The sequence below is a fragment of the Nonomuraea sp. NPDC026600 genome, assembly GCF_040638335.1.
Taxonomy (GTDB): Bacteria; Actinomycetota; Actinomycetes; order Streptosporangiales; family Streptosporangiaceae; genus Nonomuraea.
Map to the genome: position 1 here is coordinate 70,794 of NZ_JBEZYD010000037.1, position 17,075 is coordinate 87,868.

At 67.5% G+C, this 17,075-nt stretch carries 19 protein-coding genes; 6 read left to right on the forward strand and 13 right to left on the reverse strand.

The features are described from left to right. Positions 1 to 234 precede the first annotated feature (234 nt). Entirely contained in the window at positions 235 to 1,536 is a 1,302-nt protein-coding gene (locus AB0F17_RS51435) for an MATE family efflux transporter (RefSeq protein ID WP_358039715.1), read from the forward strand. Positions 1,537 to 1,603: 67 nt separating this feature from the next. After that, on the forward strand, positions 1,604 to 3,076 hold the full coding sequence (locus AB0F17_RS51440; protein WP_358039717.1) for an amino acid permease: 1,473 nt from the start codon (positions 1,604 to 1,606) through the stop codon (positions 3,074 to 3,076). Positions 3,077 to 3,079: 3 nt separating this feature from the next. On the opposite strand, the gene AB0F17_RS51445 is transcribed toward AB0F17_RS51440, so the two are convergent. From AB0F17_RS51445 to rpsF, 7 genes are all read right to left on the reverse strand, one after another. Further along, positions 3,080 to 3,823, reverse strand: a complete 744-nt coding sequence (locus AB0F17_RS51445; protein WP_358039720.1) for an amino acid ABC transporter ATP-binding protein — start codon at positions 3,821 to 3,823, stop codon at positions 3,080 to 3,082. Then, complete coding sequence (locus AB0F17_RS51450; protein WP_358039723.1) at positions 3,820 to 4,668, reverse strand: amino acid ABC transporter permease; 849 nt, start codon at positions 4,666 to 4,668, stop codon at positions 3,820 to 3,822. The genes AB0F17_RS51445 and AB0F17_RS51450 overlap by 4 nt, the downstream gene beginning before the upstream one ends. Then, positions 4,665 to 5,537, reverse strand: a complete 873-nt coding sequence (locus AB0F17_RS51455; protein ID WP_358039726.1) for an ABC transporter substrate-binding protein — start codon at positions 5,535 to 5,537, stop codon at positions 4,665 to 4,667. Before AB0F17_RS51455 ends, AB0F17_RS51450 begins: the two co-directional genes overlap by 4 nt. A 138-nt stretch (positions 5,538 to 5,675) precedes the next feature. Further along, positions 5,676 to 6,122, reverse strand: a complete 447-nt coding sequence (gene rplI, locus AB0F17_RS51460) for a 50S ribosomal protein L9 (RefSeq protein WP_358039729.1) — start codon at positions 6,120 to 6,122, stop codon at positions 5,676 to 5,678. 14 nt (positions 6,123 to 6,136) lie between these two features. Then, positions 6,137 to 6,373 carry a 30S ribosomal protein S18 gene (gene rpsR, locus AB0F17_RS51465; protein WP_020543048.1) on the reverse strand — a complete coding sequence of 79 codons (237 nt, stop codon included), beginning with the start codon at positions 6,371 to 6,373 and terminating at the stop codon, positions 6,137 to 6,139. An 84-nt stretch (positions 6,374 to 6,457) separates the two neighbouring features. Then, positions 6,458 to 7,051, reverse strand: coding sequence for a single-stranded DNA-binding protein (locus AB0F17_RS51470; RefSeq protein ID WP_358039732.1), 594 nt, complete (start codon positions 7,049 to 7,051; stop codon positions 6,458 to 6,460). A gap of 88 nt (positions 7,052 to 7,139) precedes the next feature. Beyond that, a complete protein-coding gene (rpsF, locus tag AB0F17_RS51475; RefSeq protein ID WP_189122386.1) occupies positions 7,140 to 7,430 on the reverse strand; it encodes a 30S ribosomal protein S6 in 291 nt (96 codons plus the stop codon). Between the two features lie 176 nt (positions 7,431 to 7,606). Here rpsF and AB0F17_RS51480 point away from each other — a divergent pair, with 176 nt between their 5' ends. Beyond that, the gene (locus tag AB0F17_RS51480) at positions 7,607 to 7,933 is read left to right on the forward strand and encodes a hypothetical protein (RefSeq protein WP_358039735.1); all 327 of its coding nucleotides are present in this window, start codon (positions 7,607 to 7,609) and stop codon (positions 7,931 to 7,933) included. Between the two features lie 55 nt (positions 7,934 to 7,988). Here the strand turns inward: AB0F17_RS51480 and AB0F17_RS51485 are convergent, their stop codons facing one another. After that, on the reverse strand, positions 7,989 to 8,168 hold the full coding sequence (locus AB0F17_RS51485; RefSeq protein WP_358039737.1) for a hypothetical protein: 180 nt from the start codon (positions 8,166 to 8,168) through the stop codon (positions 7,989 to 7,991). Between the two features lie 72 nt (positions 8,169 to 8,240). Here AB0F17_RS51485 and AB0F17_RS51490 point away from each other — a divergent pair, with 72 nt between their 5' ends. Further along, positions 8,241 to 8,984, forward strand: coding sequence for a deoxyribonuclease IV (locus tag AB0F17_RS51490; RefSeq protein ID WP_358039740.1), 744 nt, complete (start codon positions 8,241 to 8,243; stop codon positions 8,982 to 8,984). Between the two features lie 63 nt (positions 8,985 to 9,047). Here the strand turns inward: AB0F17_RS51490 and AB0F17_RS51495 are convergent, their stop codons facing one another. The 4 genes from AB0F17_RS51495 to AB0F17_RS51510 form a co-directional block, all read right to left on the reverse strand. Then, complete coding sequence (locus AB0F17_RS51495; RefSeq protein ID WP_358039743.1) at positions 9,048 to 10,112, reverse strand: mannosyltransferase family protein; 1,065 nt, start codon at positions 10,110 to 10,112, stop codon at positions 9,048 to 9,050. A gap of 2 nt (positions 10,113 to 10,114) precedes the next feature. Next, the gene (locus AB0F17_RS51500) at positions 10,115 to 11,434 is read right to left on the reverse strand and encodes a glycosyltransferase 87 family protein (RefSeq protein WP_358039746.1); all 1,320 of its coding nucleotides are present in this window, start codon (positions 11,432 to 11,434) and stop codon (positions 10,115 to 10,117) included. Continuing rightward, the gene (locus AB0F17_RS51505; protein WP_358039749.1) at positions 11,431 to 14,061 is read right to left on the reverse strand and encodes a transglycosylase domain-containing protein; all 2,631 of its coding nucleotides are present in this window, start codon (positions 14,059 to 14,061) and stop codon (positions 11,431 to 11,433) included. The genes AB0F17_RS51500 and AB0F17_RS51505 overlap by 4 nt, the downstream gene beginning before the upstream one ends. 135 nt (positions 14,062 to 14,196) lie before the next feature. After that, the gene (locus AB0F17_RS51510; RefSeq protein WP_358039752.1) at positions 14,197 to 14,670 is read right to left on the reverse strand and encodes a DUF5318 family protein; all 474 of its coding nucleotides are present in this window, start codon (positions 14,668 to 14,670) and stop codon (positions 14,197 to 14,199) included. 46 nt (positions 14,671 to 14,716) lie between these two features. On the opposite strand from AB0F17_RS51510, the gene AB0F17_RS51515 reads away from it, so the two are divergent. Together AB0F17_RS51515 and AB0F17_RS51520 are read left to right on the forward strand one after the other, a co-directional pair. Then, entirely contained in the window at positions 14,717 to 15,298 is a 582-nt protein-coding gene (locus AB0F17_RS51515; RefSeq protein WP_358039755.1) for a PadR family transcriptional regulator, read from the forward strand. 13 nt (positions 15,299 to 15,311) lie between these two features. Continuing rightward, the gene (locus AB0F17_RS51520) at positions 15,312 to 16,391 is read left to right on the forward strand and encodes an inositol-3-phosphate synthase (RefSeq protein WP_358039758.1); all 1,080 of its coding nucleotides are present in this window, start codon (positions 15,312 to 15,314) and stop codon (positions 16,389 to 16,391) included. A 27-nt stretch (positions 16,392 to 16,418) separates the two neighbouring features. On the opposite strand, the gene idi is transcribed toward AB0F17_RS51520, so the two are convergent. Further along, positions 16,419 to 17,033 carry an isopentenyl-diphosphate Delta-isomerase gene (gene idi, locus AB0F17_RS51525; RefSeq protein ID WP_358039875.1) on the reverse strand — a complete coding sequence of 205 codons (615 nt, stop codon included), beginning with the start codon at positions 17,031 to 17,033 and terminating at the stop codon, positions 16,419 to 16,421. Positions 17,034 to 17,075 lie beyond the last annotated feature (42 nt).

Genomic DNA, 17,075 nt, shown 5'->3' on the forward strand with positions numbered 1-17,075 from the left:
TCGACCGGTCTGACAGTTTCGCGGGTTCGCGGTGAGACGGCAACGCGGCCTGTGGACAACCCTGTGGTCAAGCTGTGCACAGTCCCGCTCAGGGTGTGAAAGGACTGTGGACAGAGCTGTGGATAACTCTGTCCATAATCCACACCACCCCCGCTGACCTGGTGAAACATTGTCCACCGGCTGTGGAGGAAAGAAAGTTGGCTCGACACGCCGTGTAATGGTCATAATGGGTAAATGCCCATTACGTCTCGAGACCGGGAGATCCTGCGCCTGGCGGTGCCCGCGTTCGGCGCGCTGGTCGCCGAGCCGCTCTTCCTGCTCGCCGACTATGCCATCGTCGGCCACGGGCTGGGCACCACCGCCCTGGGCGCCCTGGGCGTCGCGGGCACGGTCCTGGCCACGGTGGTGAACCTCTGTGTCTTCCTCGCGTACGGCACGACGGCCTCCGTGGCCCGCCAGACCGGCGCGGGCAACCACGACAGGGCGATGCGCAGCGGCGTGGACGGCATCTGGCTCGCGCTGGCCATCGGCGCCGCGCTCATCGTGCTCTGCTGGCCGCTCAGCCCGTGGATCGTCGGCCTGTTCGGGGCCGGCCCGGAGCAGGCCGAGCAGGCCGTGACGTACCTGCGCATCTCCCTGCTCGGCGCGCCCGGCATGCTCGTCGTACTGGCCGGGACGGGCGTGCTGCGCGGCCTGCAGGACACCGTCACGCCGCTGACCGTCGCGGTGGGCTCGTTCGCGCTCAACGCGGGGCTGAACGCGTGGTTCGTGCTCGGACTGCACTGGGGCATCGCGGGCTCGGCCTGGGGCACCGTGCTGGCCCAGACGCTGGGTGCCGCCGTCTACCTCGCCGTGGTGGCCAGGGGAGCGCTGCGGCTCGGCACGCCACTCACCCCCGACCTGGCGGGCGTCAGGCAGGCGGGTACGGCCGGCTTCGCGCTGCTCATCAGGACCGCCTGCCTGCGCGTCGTGCTGGTCGTGGCGACCGTGGCGGCCACCAGGCTGGGTCAGGCCCCGCTGGCCGCGTACGCCATCGCCGCCCAGGTCTGGACCCTGCTGGCCTTCGCCCTGGACGCCATCGCCATCGCCGGCCAGGCCATCACGGGCCGTACGCTCGGTGCCGGCGACGTGGCCGCCACCAGGGCCGCGACCAGGCGCATGGTGCAATGGGGCCTCTGGTCAGGGCTGGCGCTCGGCGTGCTCGTCGTCGCGGCCCGGCCGCTGCTGCCCGGCCTGTTCGACGCCGATCCACAGGTCACGGAGCAACTGCTGGCCGTGCTCTGGCCGGTGGCGCTGTTCCAGCCGATCTGCGGCGTGGTGTTCGTGCTCGACGGAGTGCTGATCGGCGCGGGCGACCAGCGCTACCTCGCGTGGGCGGGCGTGTGGACGACGCTGGCGTACCTGCCCTGCGCCTTCCTCGCCTCGGGATTCGGCATCGTTGCACTTTGGTGCGCGCTCGGGGCGTGGATGATCGCACGTTCGATCACGCTGGTACGGCGGGCGGTCGGCACGGCATGGCTGGTGACCGGGGCGTAATCGTCCCGTGCTTGCTGTTGCGAGTGTGGTGAGGCACTGTGGGCGAGTCGCACGAGCGGGGTGTGATTTGTCCACGATTCTCCGACGCCTGCCGCCCGACGCGGCAACCGGGCTACGCACGGGCGCGCGCCACAGCCTCGCCGAGCTCTACCGGCCGGCCGACCTGGTCGTGCTCGGGCTCGGCGTGATGATCGGCGCGGGCATCTTCAGCATCGCCGGCCAGCAGGCCGCCACCATGGCGGGCCCCGGCGTGATCCTGTCATTCATGATCGCCGGGATCGCCTGCCTGCTGGCCTGCCTGTGCTACGCCGAGCTGTCGTCCACGATGCCGACCTCGGGCAGCGCCTACACCTTCACCTACGTCATCTTCGGCGAGGTATGGGCGTGGATCATCGGCTGGGCGCTGATCCTGGAGCTGGAGCTGGCCGCCGCCGTGGTGGCCAGGGCCTGGGCCATCATCACGGTCCGGGCGATCACCGGGTTCGGGGTGCGCCTGCCGTACCAGAACGTGGTCGAGGACGTGTTCGTGCTGCTCATCCTGGTGGCGCTCACGGGCATCGTGGCGGTCAACGCGCGGGTCGGGCTGCGGGCGCTGTGGGTGATGGTGGCGGCCAAGCTGCTGGCCATCGGGGCGGTCATCGTCGTCGGGGTGCGCTACGTCAAAGTGGCCAACTTCGGTGACTTCTACGTCGAGCCGAAACCGCTGACGGCTCCGGCGGCGACCGTGCTCGACCTGGTCGTGGGGCAGAGCCACGCGTTCGGCTGGTTCGGTGTGTTCGCGGCGGCGTCGGCCATCGCGTTCGCCTACATCGGCTTCGACGTCGTCGCCACCGCCGCCGAGGAGACCGTGAACGCGTCCAGGGCCATACCCAAGGGCATGATCCGCAGTCTGGTGATCGCCACGATCATCTACCTCGCGGTGGCCGTGGTCATGGTCGGCATGATCCCCTACACCGGCATCTCCCTCGACGCACCGCTGTCCAGCGCGTTCCGCGGGGTGGGCGTGGACTGGATGGCGCACGTCATCGACATCGGCGCGGTGCTCGGGCTGACGACGGTCATCCTGGTGCTGATCGTGGGGCAGACGCGGGTGCTGTTCTCGATCGCCCGCGACGGCCTGATCCCGCGTCGCCTGGCCACGATCAGCCGCAGGTACCACACCCCCACACGGGTGACACTGCTCATCGGGGTGGTGGCGATCCTGCTGGCCGAGTTCGTGCCGGTGCTCACGCTGCAGCAGCTCGTGGTGATCGGGACGCTGTTCGCGTTCATGTTCGTCGCGGCGGGGGTGATCGTGATGCGGCGCAGGATGCCGCACCTCGACCGCGGCTTCAGCGTCCCGCTCTCGCCGTTCCTGCCCGCGCTCTCCCTGCTCGCGACACTCTGGCTGCTGGTGAACCTACAGGTGCTCACCTGGGTGTGGTTCGCCCTGTGGATGGCCTTCGGCCTGCTCGTCTATCTCCTGTACGGCCGGCGCCACAGCCTGCTGGCCGCGCCCGAGACGCCGGCGAACCACGCCCGGGGGCGGCACCGGCGGTAGAGCCTAGAGCCGCCCCGAGTCGAGGACGGCACGCAGGAAGTCCCTCGTGCGAGCATGGTCGGGATCGCTGAAGATCTTCTCCGGCGGCCCCTTCTCCAGCATGACCCCGCCCTCCAAGAAGCACACCGTGTCGGAAATATCACGGCAGAAGCCCATTTCGTGGGTCGCCAGAATCATCGTCATGCCCGACTCCTTGAGCTCCCTGATGACCTGGAGCACCTCCACGACCAGCACCGGGTCGAGCGCCGAGGTGACCTCGTCGAGCAGCATCAGCCGGGGCTTGGTGGCCAGCGCGCGGACGATGGCCACCCGCTGCTGCTGCCCGCCGGAGAGCTGGTCGGGGTAGGAGCGGGCCTTGTCCGCCAGCCCGAACCTGGCCAGCAGGTCGCCGGCCTGCTCCTCCGCCGCGGCCTTCGCCACGCCGTGCACCCGCCGGGGCGCGAGCGTGATGTTGTCGAGCACCGTCATGTGCGGGAACAGGTTGAACGCCTGGAACACGATGCCCAGCCGCCTGCGTACGTCGTCGACGTCCACCCGCGGGTCGGTGATCTCCTCCCCGTCGAGGTAGATGGCGCCGTCGTCGACGGTCTCCAGCAGGTTGACGCAGCGCAGCAACGTGGACTTGCCCGACCCCGACGCGCCGATCAGGCTGACCACCTCGTGCGGGCGCACCTCCAGGTCGATGCCGCGCAGCACGCTGTGACCGCGGAACTCCTTCCACACCCCGTCGATGCTCAGCAGGCTCATCCGCGCCTCCTTCGGGTACGCGCGGCCAGGTGGTCGGTGAACCTGGCCATCGGGATGGTGAGCAGGATGAACAGCAGCGACGCCACCAGGTAAGGCGTGTAGTTGAACTTGCTGGCCGCGATGATCTGCGCCTGCCTGAGCGCCTCCAGCGGCCCGATGGTGGCCACCAGCGCCGTGTCCTTCTGCAGCGAGATGAAGTCGTTGAGCAGCGGCGGGACGACCCTGCGGGTGGCCTGCGGGAGCACGACGAACCGCATGGTCCTGCCGTGGCTCAGGCCGAGCGAGCGGGCCGCCGCCACCTGGCTGGGATGGACCGACTCGATGCCCGCGCGGAACACCTCGGCCACGTAGGCGCCGTACGAGAGCGTCAGGCCGATGATGCCGAGCGTGGCCAGGTCCGTCGGCACGCCCTGCAACCTGAGCGCGGGCAGCCCGAAGCCGACCATGTAGATGACCAGGAGCGTCGGCACGCCGCGGAAGATGTCGGTGTAGAGCGTGGCCAGTGCCCGCACCGGGAAGAAGGCGGGCGCCGTGACGGACCTGGCCAGGGCCACCAACACCCCGACGACGAGGATCAGCGGCTCGGCGATCAGGAAGATCTTGATGTTGAGCAGGAACCCGGACAGGACCTCCGGCAGCGCCTTGACGAACCACTCCGGATCGAAGAACGACTCCCGCACCTGCGGCCAGCCGGGCGAGTTGGTGACCAGCGCCACGACCAGGACGATGAAGACGACCGTCGAGACGCCGGCGATGGAGGCCGAGCGCCGGGCCCGCGACCTGCGGACCCGCTCCCGTTCGTGCTGCCGCTCGCTCTTGGCCCAGCCCGCGGAGGTCTCGCTCACTTCAGCTCGGGCGCGCCCGCGGCCGCGCTGAGCCACTGCTGCTCGATCTTGGCCAGCTCACCCTTCGACTTCAGCGCGTCGACGGCCTTGTCCACGCACGGCTTGAGCGCGCTGCCCTTCTCCATGACCAGGCCGAACTCCTCGGGCGTGCCGCCGGTCGAGCTGAACTGGCCGACGATCTTCGACTTCTCGACCTGGGCGGCCGTCACGTAGAAGGCCGTGGGCAGGTCCACGACGATCGCGTCGACCTGCTTGTTCTTCAGCGCGTTGATGGCGTCGATCTGATCGTTGTAGACATTCGGGTCGCTGGCCGGCTTGATGACCTCTTTGACCGCGTTGAGAGAGGTCGTGCCGACCTGCACGCCGATCTTGGCATCCTTGAGCTCGGCCAGGCTCTTCGCCGCGGCGAACTTGCCGCCCTCGATGGCCACGACGGCCTGCTTGACCGTGTAGTAGCCGTGGCTGAAGTCGACCGCCTTGGCCCGGTCGGGCGTGATCGAGACCTCGTTGACGTCGAAGTCGAACTGCTTGGCGCCCGGTGCGAAGGCCGAGTCGAACTTGACCGTGCTCCACTGCACCTCGCTGCGGTCGAACCCGAGCTCACCCGCGACGGCGAACGCCACCGCGCTCTCGAAGCCCTGGCCGTTGCTCGGGTCGTCGTCCTTGAACCACGGCTCGAAGGCGGGCTTGTCGGTGCCGATCGTCAGCTTGCCGGCGTTGACGAGCTTGAGCTGGTCCTTGGTGCACGCGGTGGACGCGGCGGACGCCGTGGGGCTGAGCGAGGCGGTGCTCGACGGGGTGTCGACGGGGGCGCAGGCGACGGCCGCCGCGAGCGCGCCGAGGGCCAGCAGCATCGAGGATCGGGCCATGGGTGAGGGCCTCCGGGTAAGGAGCGCGGGAAGAACGAGCAAATCCTACGCTGCCGGAAACCATGTCCCCCACCTGCGCTCATAACAGCGCTGCCCCCTCTCGCGAGCGAGAGGGGGCAGCGGCGGAGCTGAGAGTCGTCAGCCGGCGACGACCTCGACGTCGACCGACGCCGAGACCTCGGGGTGCAGCTTGACGCTGACCTTGTGCGAGCCGACGCTCTTGATCGGGTTGACGATCTCGATGCGGCGGCGGTCGAGGATGGGACCGCCGGCGGCCTTGACGGCATCGGCGATGTCACCCGTGGTGATCGACCCGAACAGGCGACCGGTGTCGCCCGCGCGGGTGACCAGGCGGACGCGAAGGGCGCCGAGCTGGCCGGCGACCTCCTTGGCCGTGCCCTGGTCGCGGATCTCGCGAGCGTCACGAGCCTTCTTGATGGACTCGATCTGCTTCTCGGCGCCACGCGTCCAGCGCATCGCGTAGCCGCGCGGGATGAGGAAGTTACGGCCGTAGCCGTCCTTCACCTCGACGACGTCGCCAGGGGTGCCGAGGCCGGAGACCTCGTTGGTGAGGATGAGCTTCATATCGACAGTCCTCCCTAGCGCGCGGTGCTCGTGTAGGGCAGCAGTGCCACCTCACGGGCGTTCTTGATCGCGGTCGCCACGTCACGCTGATGCTGGGTGCAGTTGCCCGTCACCCGGCGGGCACGGATCTTGCCGCGGTCGGAGATGAACTTCCGCAGCAGCGCCGTGTCCTTGTAGTCGACGTAGGAGATCTTGTCGTGGCAGAACAGGCAAACCTTCTTCTTGGGCTTGCGCAGTGCCGGCTTTGCCATCGTGGTGCTCCTTTCAGAGCCCCGCCGTCAAGCGGGAATGGACTCGAGCTGGTGAACTTATGGACCTTGCGGTCTTCTTCGACGTTAGAAAGGCGGTTCGTCGCTGAAGTCGTTGCTGTTGCCGCTGCCGCCGCCGAAGCCACCGGAGCCGCCGCCTTGCTGGCCGCCGCCCTGGTAGCCGCCGCCACCACCGCCGCCACCGCCGCCGAAACCGCCGCCGCCCTGGGGCGGAGCGGGCGACGCGGAGGCCCACGGGTCGTCAGCGGGGCCGCCGCCGAAGCCGCCACCCCCGCCGCCGCCACCACCCTGACGGGTGGTGCGGTTGACCTTGGCGGTGGCGTTGCGCAGAGACGGGCCGACCTCGTCGACCTCGACCTCGTAGACCGTGCGCTTCTCGCCTTCCTTGGTCTCGTAAGACCGCTGCTTGAGCCGCCCCTGCACGATGACCCGCATGCCGCGCTGCAGGCTCTCGGCGGCGTTCTCCGCCGCCTGCCGCCACACGTTGCAGGTCAGAAAGAGGCTTTCGCCGTCCTTCCACTCGTTGGTCTGGCGGTCCATGAACCGCGGAGTGGACGCGATGCGGAATCGAGCCACGGCTTGACCCGTGGGGGTGAAGCGCAGCTCCGGGTCATCGACAAGATTGCCGACGATGGTGATTACGGTGTCGCCTGCTGCCATGGCTAGCGCTCGCCTTCCTGCACGCCTTCGCTTTGGGTTACGGCTCAGAGTACGGCTGCCGCCCGACAAAAAGCCGGGCAACGGCTGCTTAGTGCACGTCGGGGCGGAGAACCTTGGTGCGCAGGATGCCCTCGTTGAGGTTCATCTGCCGGTCGAGCTCCTTGACAGTCGCGGGCTCCGCGGACATGTCGATGACGGCGTAGATGCCTTCAGACTTCTTGTCGATGTCATAGGCGAGACGACGACGGCCCCAGACGTCGACCTTCTCCACGGTGCCGCCGTCATTGCGGACCACGGTGAGGAACTGGTCGAGGGACGGCGCCACAGTGCGCTCATCGAGCGAAGGGTCCAGGATGACCATTACTTCGTAACGACGCATGCGGGACTCCAACCTCCTCTGGACTTTTGCGGTCACGACACTCTGCCGTGACAGGAGGACGCTGACGTCAGAACCCGGACGCCCCTTTCGGCGGCTCAGGCTGATGGATCACCCATCACAACGCAGCTTGACCAGGTTACCAGCCGCGCGTGGATGGGAAGGACCTGTAGGAAACCATGGGGGTGACAGCAGTGCCGCACATCCTTCAACCTCCGGAGAGCCAGCGGTTCAGACTCACACTCAACACCGACGGAACGCCGCACCCGATCGAGAACATCCTGGCCATCGCCACCTTCCTCTGCGGTCTGGTGGCCTTCGTCTCGACGTTCTTCGTCACCGCCCACCCGATCTCGTCGTGGTTCGGCACGCTCGGGTTTGGAATGGGGCTCTACTCCCAGTACGTCTCCGTGACCACGCCGCAGCGCTCGCTCAACATCATGGGACTGGTGGCGTCGTTCGTCGGGGTCGCGCTCGGCATCGCCCACGGCGGGTTCCTGCCGTAATCGGCCTCCTGCCGTGAGAAACGGTCCCGGCCGGGCCGGGACCGTGCGCCTCGGATCACTTGCCGATATGCAGATCCACACCCAGCAGCACCAGGAACCAGAGGAAGACCGCGAGCAGCGCCTCGGCGATGTCCCTGAGGATCCCCGGGGTGATGTAGTGGTAGACCCAGGCCACGTAGATGCCTACGAGCACATAGATTAAGAAGATCAGTGAGCGCCAACTCCAGCGCGTCATGTCGTTCTCCTCGCGTAGGAAGCGTCCGGCGACTTCCCTGAGCCTCCTTCGCCAAACGGATAAGCTCGTGACATGGTGCGCATCGGAGCTCACGTAGGTCAGGACGACCCCGCCGCCCACGCCGCCGCGATCGGCGCCGAGGTGGTGCAGTTCTTCCTGGGCGATCCACAGGGCTACAAGAAGCCCGTGCTGCCCGCCGAGCCGGTCGAGGGCGTCGACATCTACATCCACGCCCCCTACCTGATCAATGTGGCCACCACCAACAACCGCATCAGGATTCCGAGCCGTAAGCTGCTCGCCCAGCATCTGGAGGCGGCCGCCGGGCTCGGCGCCAAGGGCCTGATCGTGCACGGCGGCCATCTGAACAAGAACGACGACCCGCAGATCGGGTTCGACAACTGGCGCAAGGTGTTCGAGCGCATGGAGTGCCCGATCCCGGTGCTGATCGAGAACACCGCGGGCGGCGACAACGCGATGGCCCGCAAGCTCGACCGCATCGCCCGGCTCTGGGACGCGCTCGACGGCTTCGACGTGGGCTTCTGCCTCGACACCTGCCACGCGCACGCGGGCGGCGAGGAGCTCCTCGACCTGGTCGACCGGGTCAAGGCGATCACCGGCCGGATCGACCTGGTGCACTGCAACGACTCGCGCGACGAGTTCGACTCCGGCGCCGACCGCCACGCCAACCTGGGCAACGGGAAGATCGACCCCGAGCTCATCCTGGCGGTCTGCCGCGCGGCCGAGGCGCCCATCGTCGTGGAGACGCCCGGCGAGGGCCAGGCCGACGACATCGCGTTCCTGAGGAAGAATCTCTAGCGAATACACACAGCCTGTGGATAACTTCCCTGGATTACCAAGTCTGGGGAGTGGGTATAGAGGTCATCCTGCCCAGGCACCGCTCAGGAAGCGGACCGCGTCGAGCAGCATGAGCGGCCCCGACACCAGGGCGTACACCACGATCACCCACTGGTGCTTGGCCGCCAGCCGGCCGAACGCCACCCACAGCGGAAACCACAGCAGCAGCGAGCGCGGGATCGACAGGTAATAGGCCGAGGTCATGAGCGCGCCCGCCTGTAACCCCGTGTAGACCAGCTCGCTCCACCTGCGCATCACCAGCAGCCAGACCAGCGCGGCCACGGCCACCACCGCGCCGGCCAGCTCCATGCGGAAGGCAACGGCGAAGTCGCCCGTGCCCATGGCCTGGCGCCACGTGGTGGTCCACGCCTGCCACGGCCACACCATCTGCCGTCCCCAGCCGGCCTCCTGGGCGTGCTTCCAGGCGAGCCAGTCGCCCGAGCGGCTGTAGTGGAAGAACGAGTACGCCACCAGGGGCAGAAAAGGGACCAGCAGCCACGGCGCCTGCCGTACGGGCTGCCTGCTGGTGACGAACTCCACGATCAACGCGACCGCCAGGAACAGCCCGGTGATGCGTACGCAGGAGGCGCCCGCGGCCAGGGCGACGGCCGGCGGCCAGCGGCGCTGCCGGGCGGCCAGCCAGGCGGGGATCGCGAACGCCAGGAACAGCGCCTCGCTGTAGCCCGCGGCAAGGAAGACGGCCGTCGGGAACAGCAGCAGCCCGACCACGGCGGCCCACCCCGAGCCGCCTTCCAGCTCGGTCAGCCTGGCCAGTGCCGTCATGGCCACCAACCCGGCGGCCAGCGAGACGATCAACCCGCAGGCCGTCCAGTCCGGCACCACCAGGTGGACCACCCGCATCGCCAGCGGCATGCCGGGGAAGAAGGCGGGCAGCCCGGCGTCGGGCGGCTGACCGGGATCGCCGTCGTAGCCGTGCTCGGCGATCGTGATGAACAGCCCGGCGTCCCACTTCTTCCACGTACCCAGGTAGTCGTGCAGCGTGACGCCGAATAACGTCGCCACCAGCAGCCCGGCCCGCGAGGCGAGCCAGAGCAACGCCGCGTCGCGATCGACCGAGCGGGTGATCATGGCTAGGCGGAGCGAAGAGTGAACCGGTCCGGCGCCTCGTTGAAGACCCCGCCGGCCTGGTCGTCGATGCCTGCCTGCCGTACCACGTCCTTGTCCGGACGCAGGATGTCACGCACCACGAACGCCATCATGATGGCGATGGCGATGATCCGTCCCCAGACGGCGGTGAAGTAGGTGTTGTCCCCGATGCCCAGGTCGGCACGGCTGACCGGAGACTGGGAGAGCAAATAGAGCCAGATCGCGCAGAAATACCAGATCTCGGCGATCTGCCAGAGCCCGATCGGCTTCCAGTTGGGCCTGGCCAGCACCGCGAAGGGCACCAGCCACAGGACGAACTGCGGCGACCAGACCTTGTTCGTCATCATGAACGCGGCCAGCGCGAGGAAGCAGATCTGCGCCAGCCGCGGCCGGTGCGGCGCGGCCAGCGTGAGGACCGCGATGCCCAGGCACAGCAGGCCCAGCGAGAGCATGCCCAGTTTGCTGACATCGGTGTCGCCCAGGATGGGCCAGCCCTTGTTCTGGAAGAACAGCCAGGGCGAGCCCCAGTCGACGCCGCGTTCCTCGGAGAAGACGTAGAACCGGCGCCAGCCGTCCCAGGCCAGCACCATGAACGGCAGATTGACCGCCAGCCACGCCCCGGCGGTCGCGGCCATCGTGACGAGGAACGGCCGCCAGCGCCCGGTGCGCATGGTGAGCAGCAGGAGCGCGCCGACGAACATGAGCGGGTAGAACTTCGTCGCGATCGCCAGGCCGAGCAGCACGCCCGCCAGCACCTGCCGCCGCCGGGCCCAGGCCAGCAGCATGCCCATCGACAGCGCGCCGGCGACCAGGTCCCAGTTGATGTAGGCGGCCAGGATGACCGAAGGGGCGAGCGCGTACCAGAGCGCGTCCCACCGCCTCGTCGGCCCGGCCACCGCCGCCATCAGCAGCACGCCGGCCACCAGGCAGACGCCGAGCAGGACGACGGTGATGTCGTAGAACTTGACCGCCTGGGCGACCACGTCGCGCTCCAGCCAGCGGGCGATCCAACTGATCACCTGCATGACCTCGCCGAGGACCACCGGGTACTCGACGTGCTTGTCGAACGGCACGTCGGCGAAGTAAGGGTTCTGGGTCGCCAGCTGCCGGTCGAAGTAGAGCGGGTAGATATCGGTGTAACAGAAGTTGGTGTACGTGGACACCTGGTCGTTCCACCCGCCCGTGCGGCACGGCAGCCGCACGATGTAGGCGAGTGTGGCCCCCAGGGCCGCGAACAGCCCCAGGGGAAGGTACGGCACGGCCCGCGTCTCGAGCGGCGGGCGGACCTCGGTGCTCGACTTCACCAGTCCTCGCGTCTGGTCGTCGTCGGCTGGGGAATCATGACCGGGTTCGCCCCCTGACTGCCCCGCCCGTCGAAACCGCCGCCGTCGTCCTGCTGCTGCGTGCCGTTCTCGTTGGGGTCGACCGTGATGATCTGGTCGTCGTCGGTGCACGGCGGGACGACGCCGCAGTTGGCGTTGGGGTCCTGGTTGTCGAGGGACGGGTCGTCTTCGGTCGGCGTGGGTGTGGGCGTGGGACTCGGCACGATGTTGTCCGGCTGCCCGATGTCAGACCTGCCGGGGAACTGCTCGACCGGCTTGTTCTCCAGCGCGGCGGTCATGAACGCGCGCCAGATCGTCGTGGGCGTGTCCGCACCCTCGAAGCCCAGCGTCGTCTCATACGCCCTGGTGTAGGGGTTGTTGATGTTGTATCTCTTGTGGGGCTTGCCCCCCGGGGTGTTGGGGCAGTTCGAGTTGATGGGCTGGATGATCTTGCCCTTCTTCGTCTTGCACACCTCGCGGTACATACCCACCGCCGTAGAGAGCTGCGGGGTGTAACCGACGAACCAGGCTTCCTTCTCCTCGTTGTTCGTGCCGGTCTTGCCCGCCGCCGGGCGGTTGCCCAGGCCCTTGCCCCGCGCGGTGCCGCTCTTCAGCACCTCTTCCATGGCGACCGTCGCGTCGGCGGCGGCCTCGGGGCTGATCACGTTCTTGACGGCCTTCTGCTCCGGGTAGGCAACCTGCCCGTTCAGCCTGATCTCCTTCACCACGTGATACTTGGTGTACTTGCCGGCGTTGGCGAAGATCGAGTATCCGGCCGCCTGCTCCACGGCGGTCACCGGTGCGCTGCCGATGGCGAACCCGTAGCCGTGAGCCTTGACGTCATCGTCCATGCGCTTCTCGCTGAACCCGGCCGCCTCGACGAGGCTCTTGACGTCGTCGATCTTGTCGGGCAGCGCGAACGCCATCGACACGTAGGCGGTGTTGACGGACTGCGCGGTCGCCTTGACCACGTCGATCGAGGCGCCCACGCTGTGGCTGTTCTTGAATCCGCCGGGCTGCTGCCCAGGCAGCTCCTTCGGCACCGTCACGTTGCCCGGCACGTAGCTGTTGATCGATTTCCCGGCCTTCAACCAGGCGGCCAGGACGTAGGGCTTGAACGCGGAGGCGGCCTGCTTCGCGGAGTCGAAGGGCTCGTTCCACGGGTCCTTGAGATAGTCGGTGCCCCCATAGAAGGCCACCACGCGGCCGTACTTGGGGTCCACGGCGGCGAGACTCGTGTGGAACTCCTTCGACATGTTCCCTGTCGCGCCGCGAACCGCGGTCTGGGCGGCCTGCATGAGCTTCATGTCGAAGGTGGTGATGATCTTGTAGCCACTGCTCTCGATGACGTCCTCGGTGATGCCGCGCGCCTGGAGCTCCCGCTTCACCGCCTCGACCATGTAGCCGTTGATGCCCGCCATGGCGTCGTCGGTGTTGGCCTTCCTGATCTTGGGCCACTTCGCCGTCTTCACGGCCGCGCCGTACTTGTCCGGCCACTGCTTGCCCATGTAGGTCAGGACGGTCTGCCAGCGGTATTTGAGCGCGGGATCCTCGGAGCCCCAGCTCGGCGTCTGGATGTGCGCGGCCAGGTAGGCCGCCTGCGACAGGGTGAGGTTCGAGGCCTTCTTGCCCTTGCCGAAGTACGCCTCGGCTGCCGCCTCGACGCCGTAGGCCCGGCCGAAGTTGACGGTGTTGAGGTAGGTCTTCAGGATATCTTCTTTGGACTTCGTCTGGTTGAGCTTGACCGCGATGAAGATCTCGCTGACCTTGCGCTTGATCGAGACTTCCGAGCTGAGGCCGCCGTAGTAGCCGCGGGCCATCTGCTGGGTGATCGTCGAGGCGCCCTGCAACTGCTGGCCCGTCGCGGTCATGTACAGCGAGCGCGCCATGCCGGAGATGGAGATGCCGGAGTCCTCGTAGAACGTATCGTTCTCGATGGCCACCGTGGCGTCCTTGAGCTCCTGGGACATCTGGTCGTAACGGATGATCTTCCGGGGCGTGCCGAGCTTGGCGATGATGTGCTTGCCGTCTGCGTAGTAGACGGTGCTGCCCTGTGCGATCGCCCCAGCCTGCGTGTCGCTGTCGTCGGGCACCGTGGTGTTGACGTAGACCACCGCGATCATGCCGAAGATGCCGGCCGCGAGGACCGTCATCGAGGCCATGACGATCTTCCAGCTGGGGATGAAGCGGCGCCACTTCGGCCGCTCGTTCTCGGGCCGCTCCGGGCCCTCGGGACCGCCGGGGCCACTAGGTCCTTGAGGGCCGCCGGAACCTCGCCCGCGCGCCCGCCTGGGCGCGTCGCTGACCATGGTCTCCTGGTTGCTGCGGGCGCGGGTGTCATTGTCGCCGCCCGTACGGGGCGCGCCTTCACGCCCGCTCTGACGCCGCCCGGGCTCGCGGGGAACCGCCTGGCGCCGTCCCGGCTCGCGGGGCTCGGGGGCGCGCGGGGCCGGTTGCTGTGGACCCGGCTGCTGTGGGCCGGGTTGCTGTGGGCCGGGGTATGGCTGGGCGGCCATCGCGCCGGTCTGCTCGTAGGCGGCTTCCGGACGACGCTGCGGCGGTCCGCTCCAACCCGCCTCGCCAGTTTGCGGCGAGATCTCTTGGGGCATAGAACGGGATGAGTTGGAGCGACGGCGCCTTCCCGGCCGGCCCGTCCCCTCATTGCTGCTGTTACTCACACGTCCTCACAACGTCGTCGGATAGCACGGCGGATGGGCGTGGGGCGCCTCGCCGTCCTCGGTCTTCTACGGTCGCCCGACGAGATCCGGCGGTCTGTTGCCGAGGACGAACGACGCTGTCAGGTGGTTCCAGGAACAACCTTGGCAGACCTCGACGACGTACACCCGGAACTCGTCGTAATCATGAGCCATCTCGACGGGTTGCGACGCGATCTTTGCCGCACCGGACTGACTCTTGAGCGAATCCCCGTAGACATAAGTCTCGTTGGTGACGTTCCCCTTCTCGCACCCCGGGCAGAGGTGTTCGGTCGGTACGCCGACGTGGCGTGCCGCGCGAAGGAGGTATGGGCGTGCGTCACAGACCGCCCCGGGAGAAGTACGCCCGGAGCGCAGGGGTTCGACTACGGCTCGCTTCACAAGGCCGCAATCCACCACCCTTCGCTGTGACCACATGAGCGCCAGACTACGGCGTTTTGCTGAATCATCCCAACGGCTTGGCAAAGTCGTTAATTGCGGCGATATAGCGGCTCGACGTATCATCGGGATGTATCGGCTCGATACATCGACGCGAGAGGGGGCGGTTCCAGTGGCCAGCGGACAGGGCAGAGTGCTGGAGCTGGCCGTGCTCGGGTCGCTGCACGAGACGCCGCTCCACGGCTATGAGCTGCGCAAACGGCTCAACGCCTTGCTGGGCATGTTCCGCGCGTTCTCCTACGGGTCGCTCTACCCCTGTCTGCGATCACTGTTGGAGCAAGGCTTCATCGTGGAGGAGCAGCCGGCGCCCACCACGATCGTCGGCGGCCGCTCGAAGATCGTCTACAAGCTGACCGCGGAGGGCAAGGAACGGCTCCAGGACCTGCTGACGCAGGCGGGGCCGTCCGCGTGGGAGGACGAGAGCTTCGGCGTCCACTTCGCGTTCTTCCGGCACACGGAGGCGGAGGTGAGGCTGCGAATCCTCGAAGGCCGCCGCAGCCGCCTGGAGGAACGGCTCGACAGCGTGCGGACCGCCCTGGCCCGCACCCGGGAGCGCCTCGACAGCTACACGCTCGAACTGCAACGTCACGGTCTCGAATCGGTCGAACGCGAGGTGCGCTGGCTGAACGAGCTGATCGCGACGGAAAGACGGGGCTCCTCTGAGGAGAACCCTGAGAGATCAACTGATGAGTAAGGGAGCGAGTGCGATGGGTTCGGTTCGCGTAGCCATTGTCGGTGTTGGCAACTGCGCGTCTTCGCTGGTTCAGGGCGTTCACTATTACAAGGACGCTGACCCGGACATACGGGTGCCGGGCCTGATGCACGTGAAGTTCGGCGACTATCACGTGGGCGACGTCGAGTTCGTCGCCGCGTTCGACGTCGACGCCAAGAAGGTCGGCCGCGACCTGTCCGAGGCGATCGGTGCCAGCGAGAACAACACGATCAAAATCATGGACGTGCCGCCGACCGGGATCGTCGTCCAGCGCGGCCATACCTTCGACGGCCTTGGCGACTACTACCGGGAGATCATCGAGGAGTCCGACGAGTCGCCGGTCGACGTCGTACAGGTGCTCCGCGAGAACCAGGTGGACGTCCTGGTGTCCTACCTGCCGGTGGGCTCCGAGGCGGCCGACCGGTTCTACGCCCAGTGCGCGCTCGACGCCAAGGTGGCGTTCGTCAACGCGCTGCCGGTGTTCATCGCCTCCGACCCGGAATGGGCGGAGAAGTTCACCGAGGCCGGTGTGCCGATCATCGGCGACGACATCAAGTCGCAGGTCGGCGCCACCATCACGCACCGCGTGCTGGCCAAGCTGTTCGAGGACCGCGGGGTCGAGCTGCTGCGCACGTACCAGCTCAACTTCGGCGGCAACATGGACTTCATGAACATGCTGGAGCGCAAGCGCCTCCAGTCGAAGAAGATCTCCAAGACGCAGGCGGTCACGTCGCAGATCCCGCACGAGATGGCCAGAGCCGACGTGCACATCGGCCCGTCGGACCACGTGCCGTGGCTCGACGACCGGAAGTTCGCCTACGTGCGGCTGGAAGGGCGGTCGTTCGGCGACACGCCGCTCAGCCTGGAGTACAAGCTTGAGGTGTGGGACTCGCCCAACTCGGCGGGCATCATCATCGACGCGGTGCGGGCTGCCAAGATCGCGCTCGACCGCGGGATCGGGGGGCCGATCCTGAGCGCGTCTTCGTACTTCATGAAGTCACCGCCGATCCAGTACTCGGACGACGAGGCACGCGACTACGTCGAGAAGTTCATCCGCGGCGAGGTGGACAGATAGGTCTGTGATGAGGCGCCGTGCGGCGCCTCATCGTCCGTTGGCCGGTTGAGCGGTGCTTCGGGCGGCGCTTCGGGCGGCCGGAGGCAGGTCCTTCAGTGGGGCCGGGCGCCAGTCCAGAGGATTGGTGCCCAGCTCGTTCAGCATGGGGACCTGTTCGCGGCACCACGGGCTGATCGCCAGCAAGGTGCTCAGGACGCCGTCCGCGAACTCCTTCCAGGGCATCCATCGGACTTCGTCCACCTCCTCCGGGTTCGGGGTGGCCGAGGTGTCCACCATCACGCGGTAGACGGGGCAGAGTTCGTGTTCGACGATGCCGTTGGGCATGACCGCGCGGTAGGTGAACGTCGGCAGCATGAGGTCCGCCCGGTCGACGGTCAGGCCGAGCTCATAGGAGAGCCTGCGGATGACCGCGTGGTCCAGGGGCTCGCCGGGTAGCGGGTGGCCACAGCAACTGTTGGTCCACACGCCCGGCCAGGTGAGCTTGTGCGTGGCGCGCCTGGTGAGCAGCACGCGACTGTCCTGGTCGAACACGTAGCTGGAGAACGCCAGGTGGAGCGGGGTTTCCTGGCCGTGCACCGAGGTCTTGGGTGCGGTGCCGATCGCGTTGCCCTCGCTGTCGACCAACACCACCTGTTCTTCCATCGTCACGCTACGAAGCGTACGTGATCATGATGGCCACTGGAT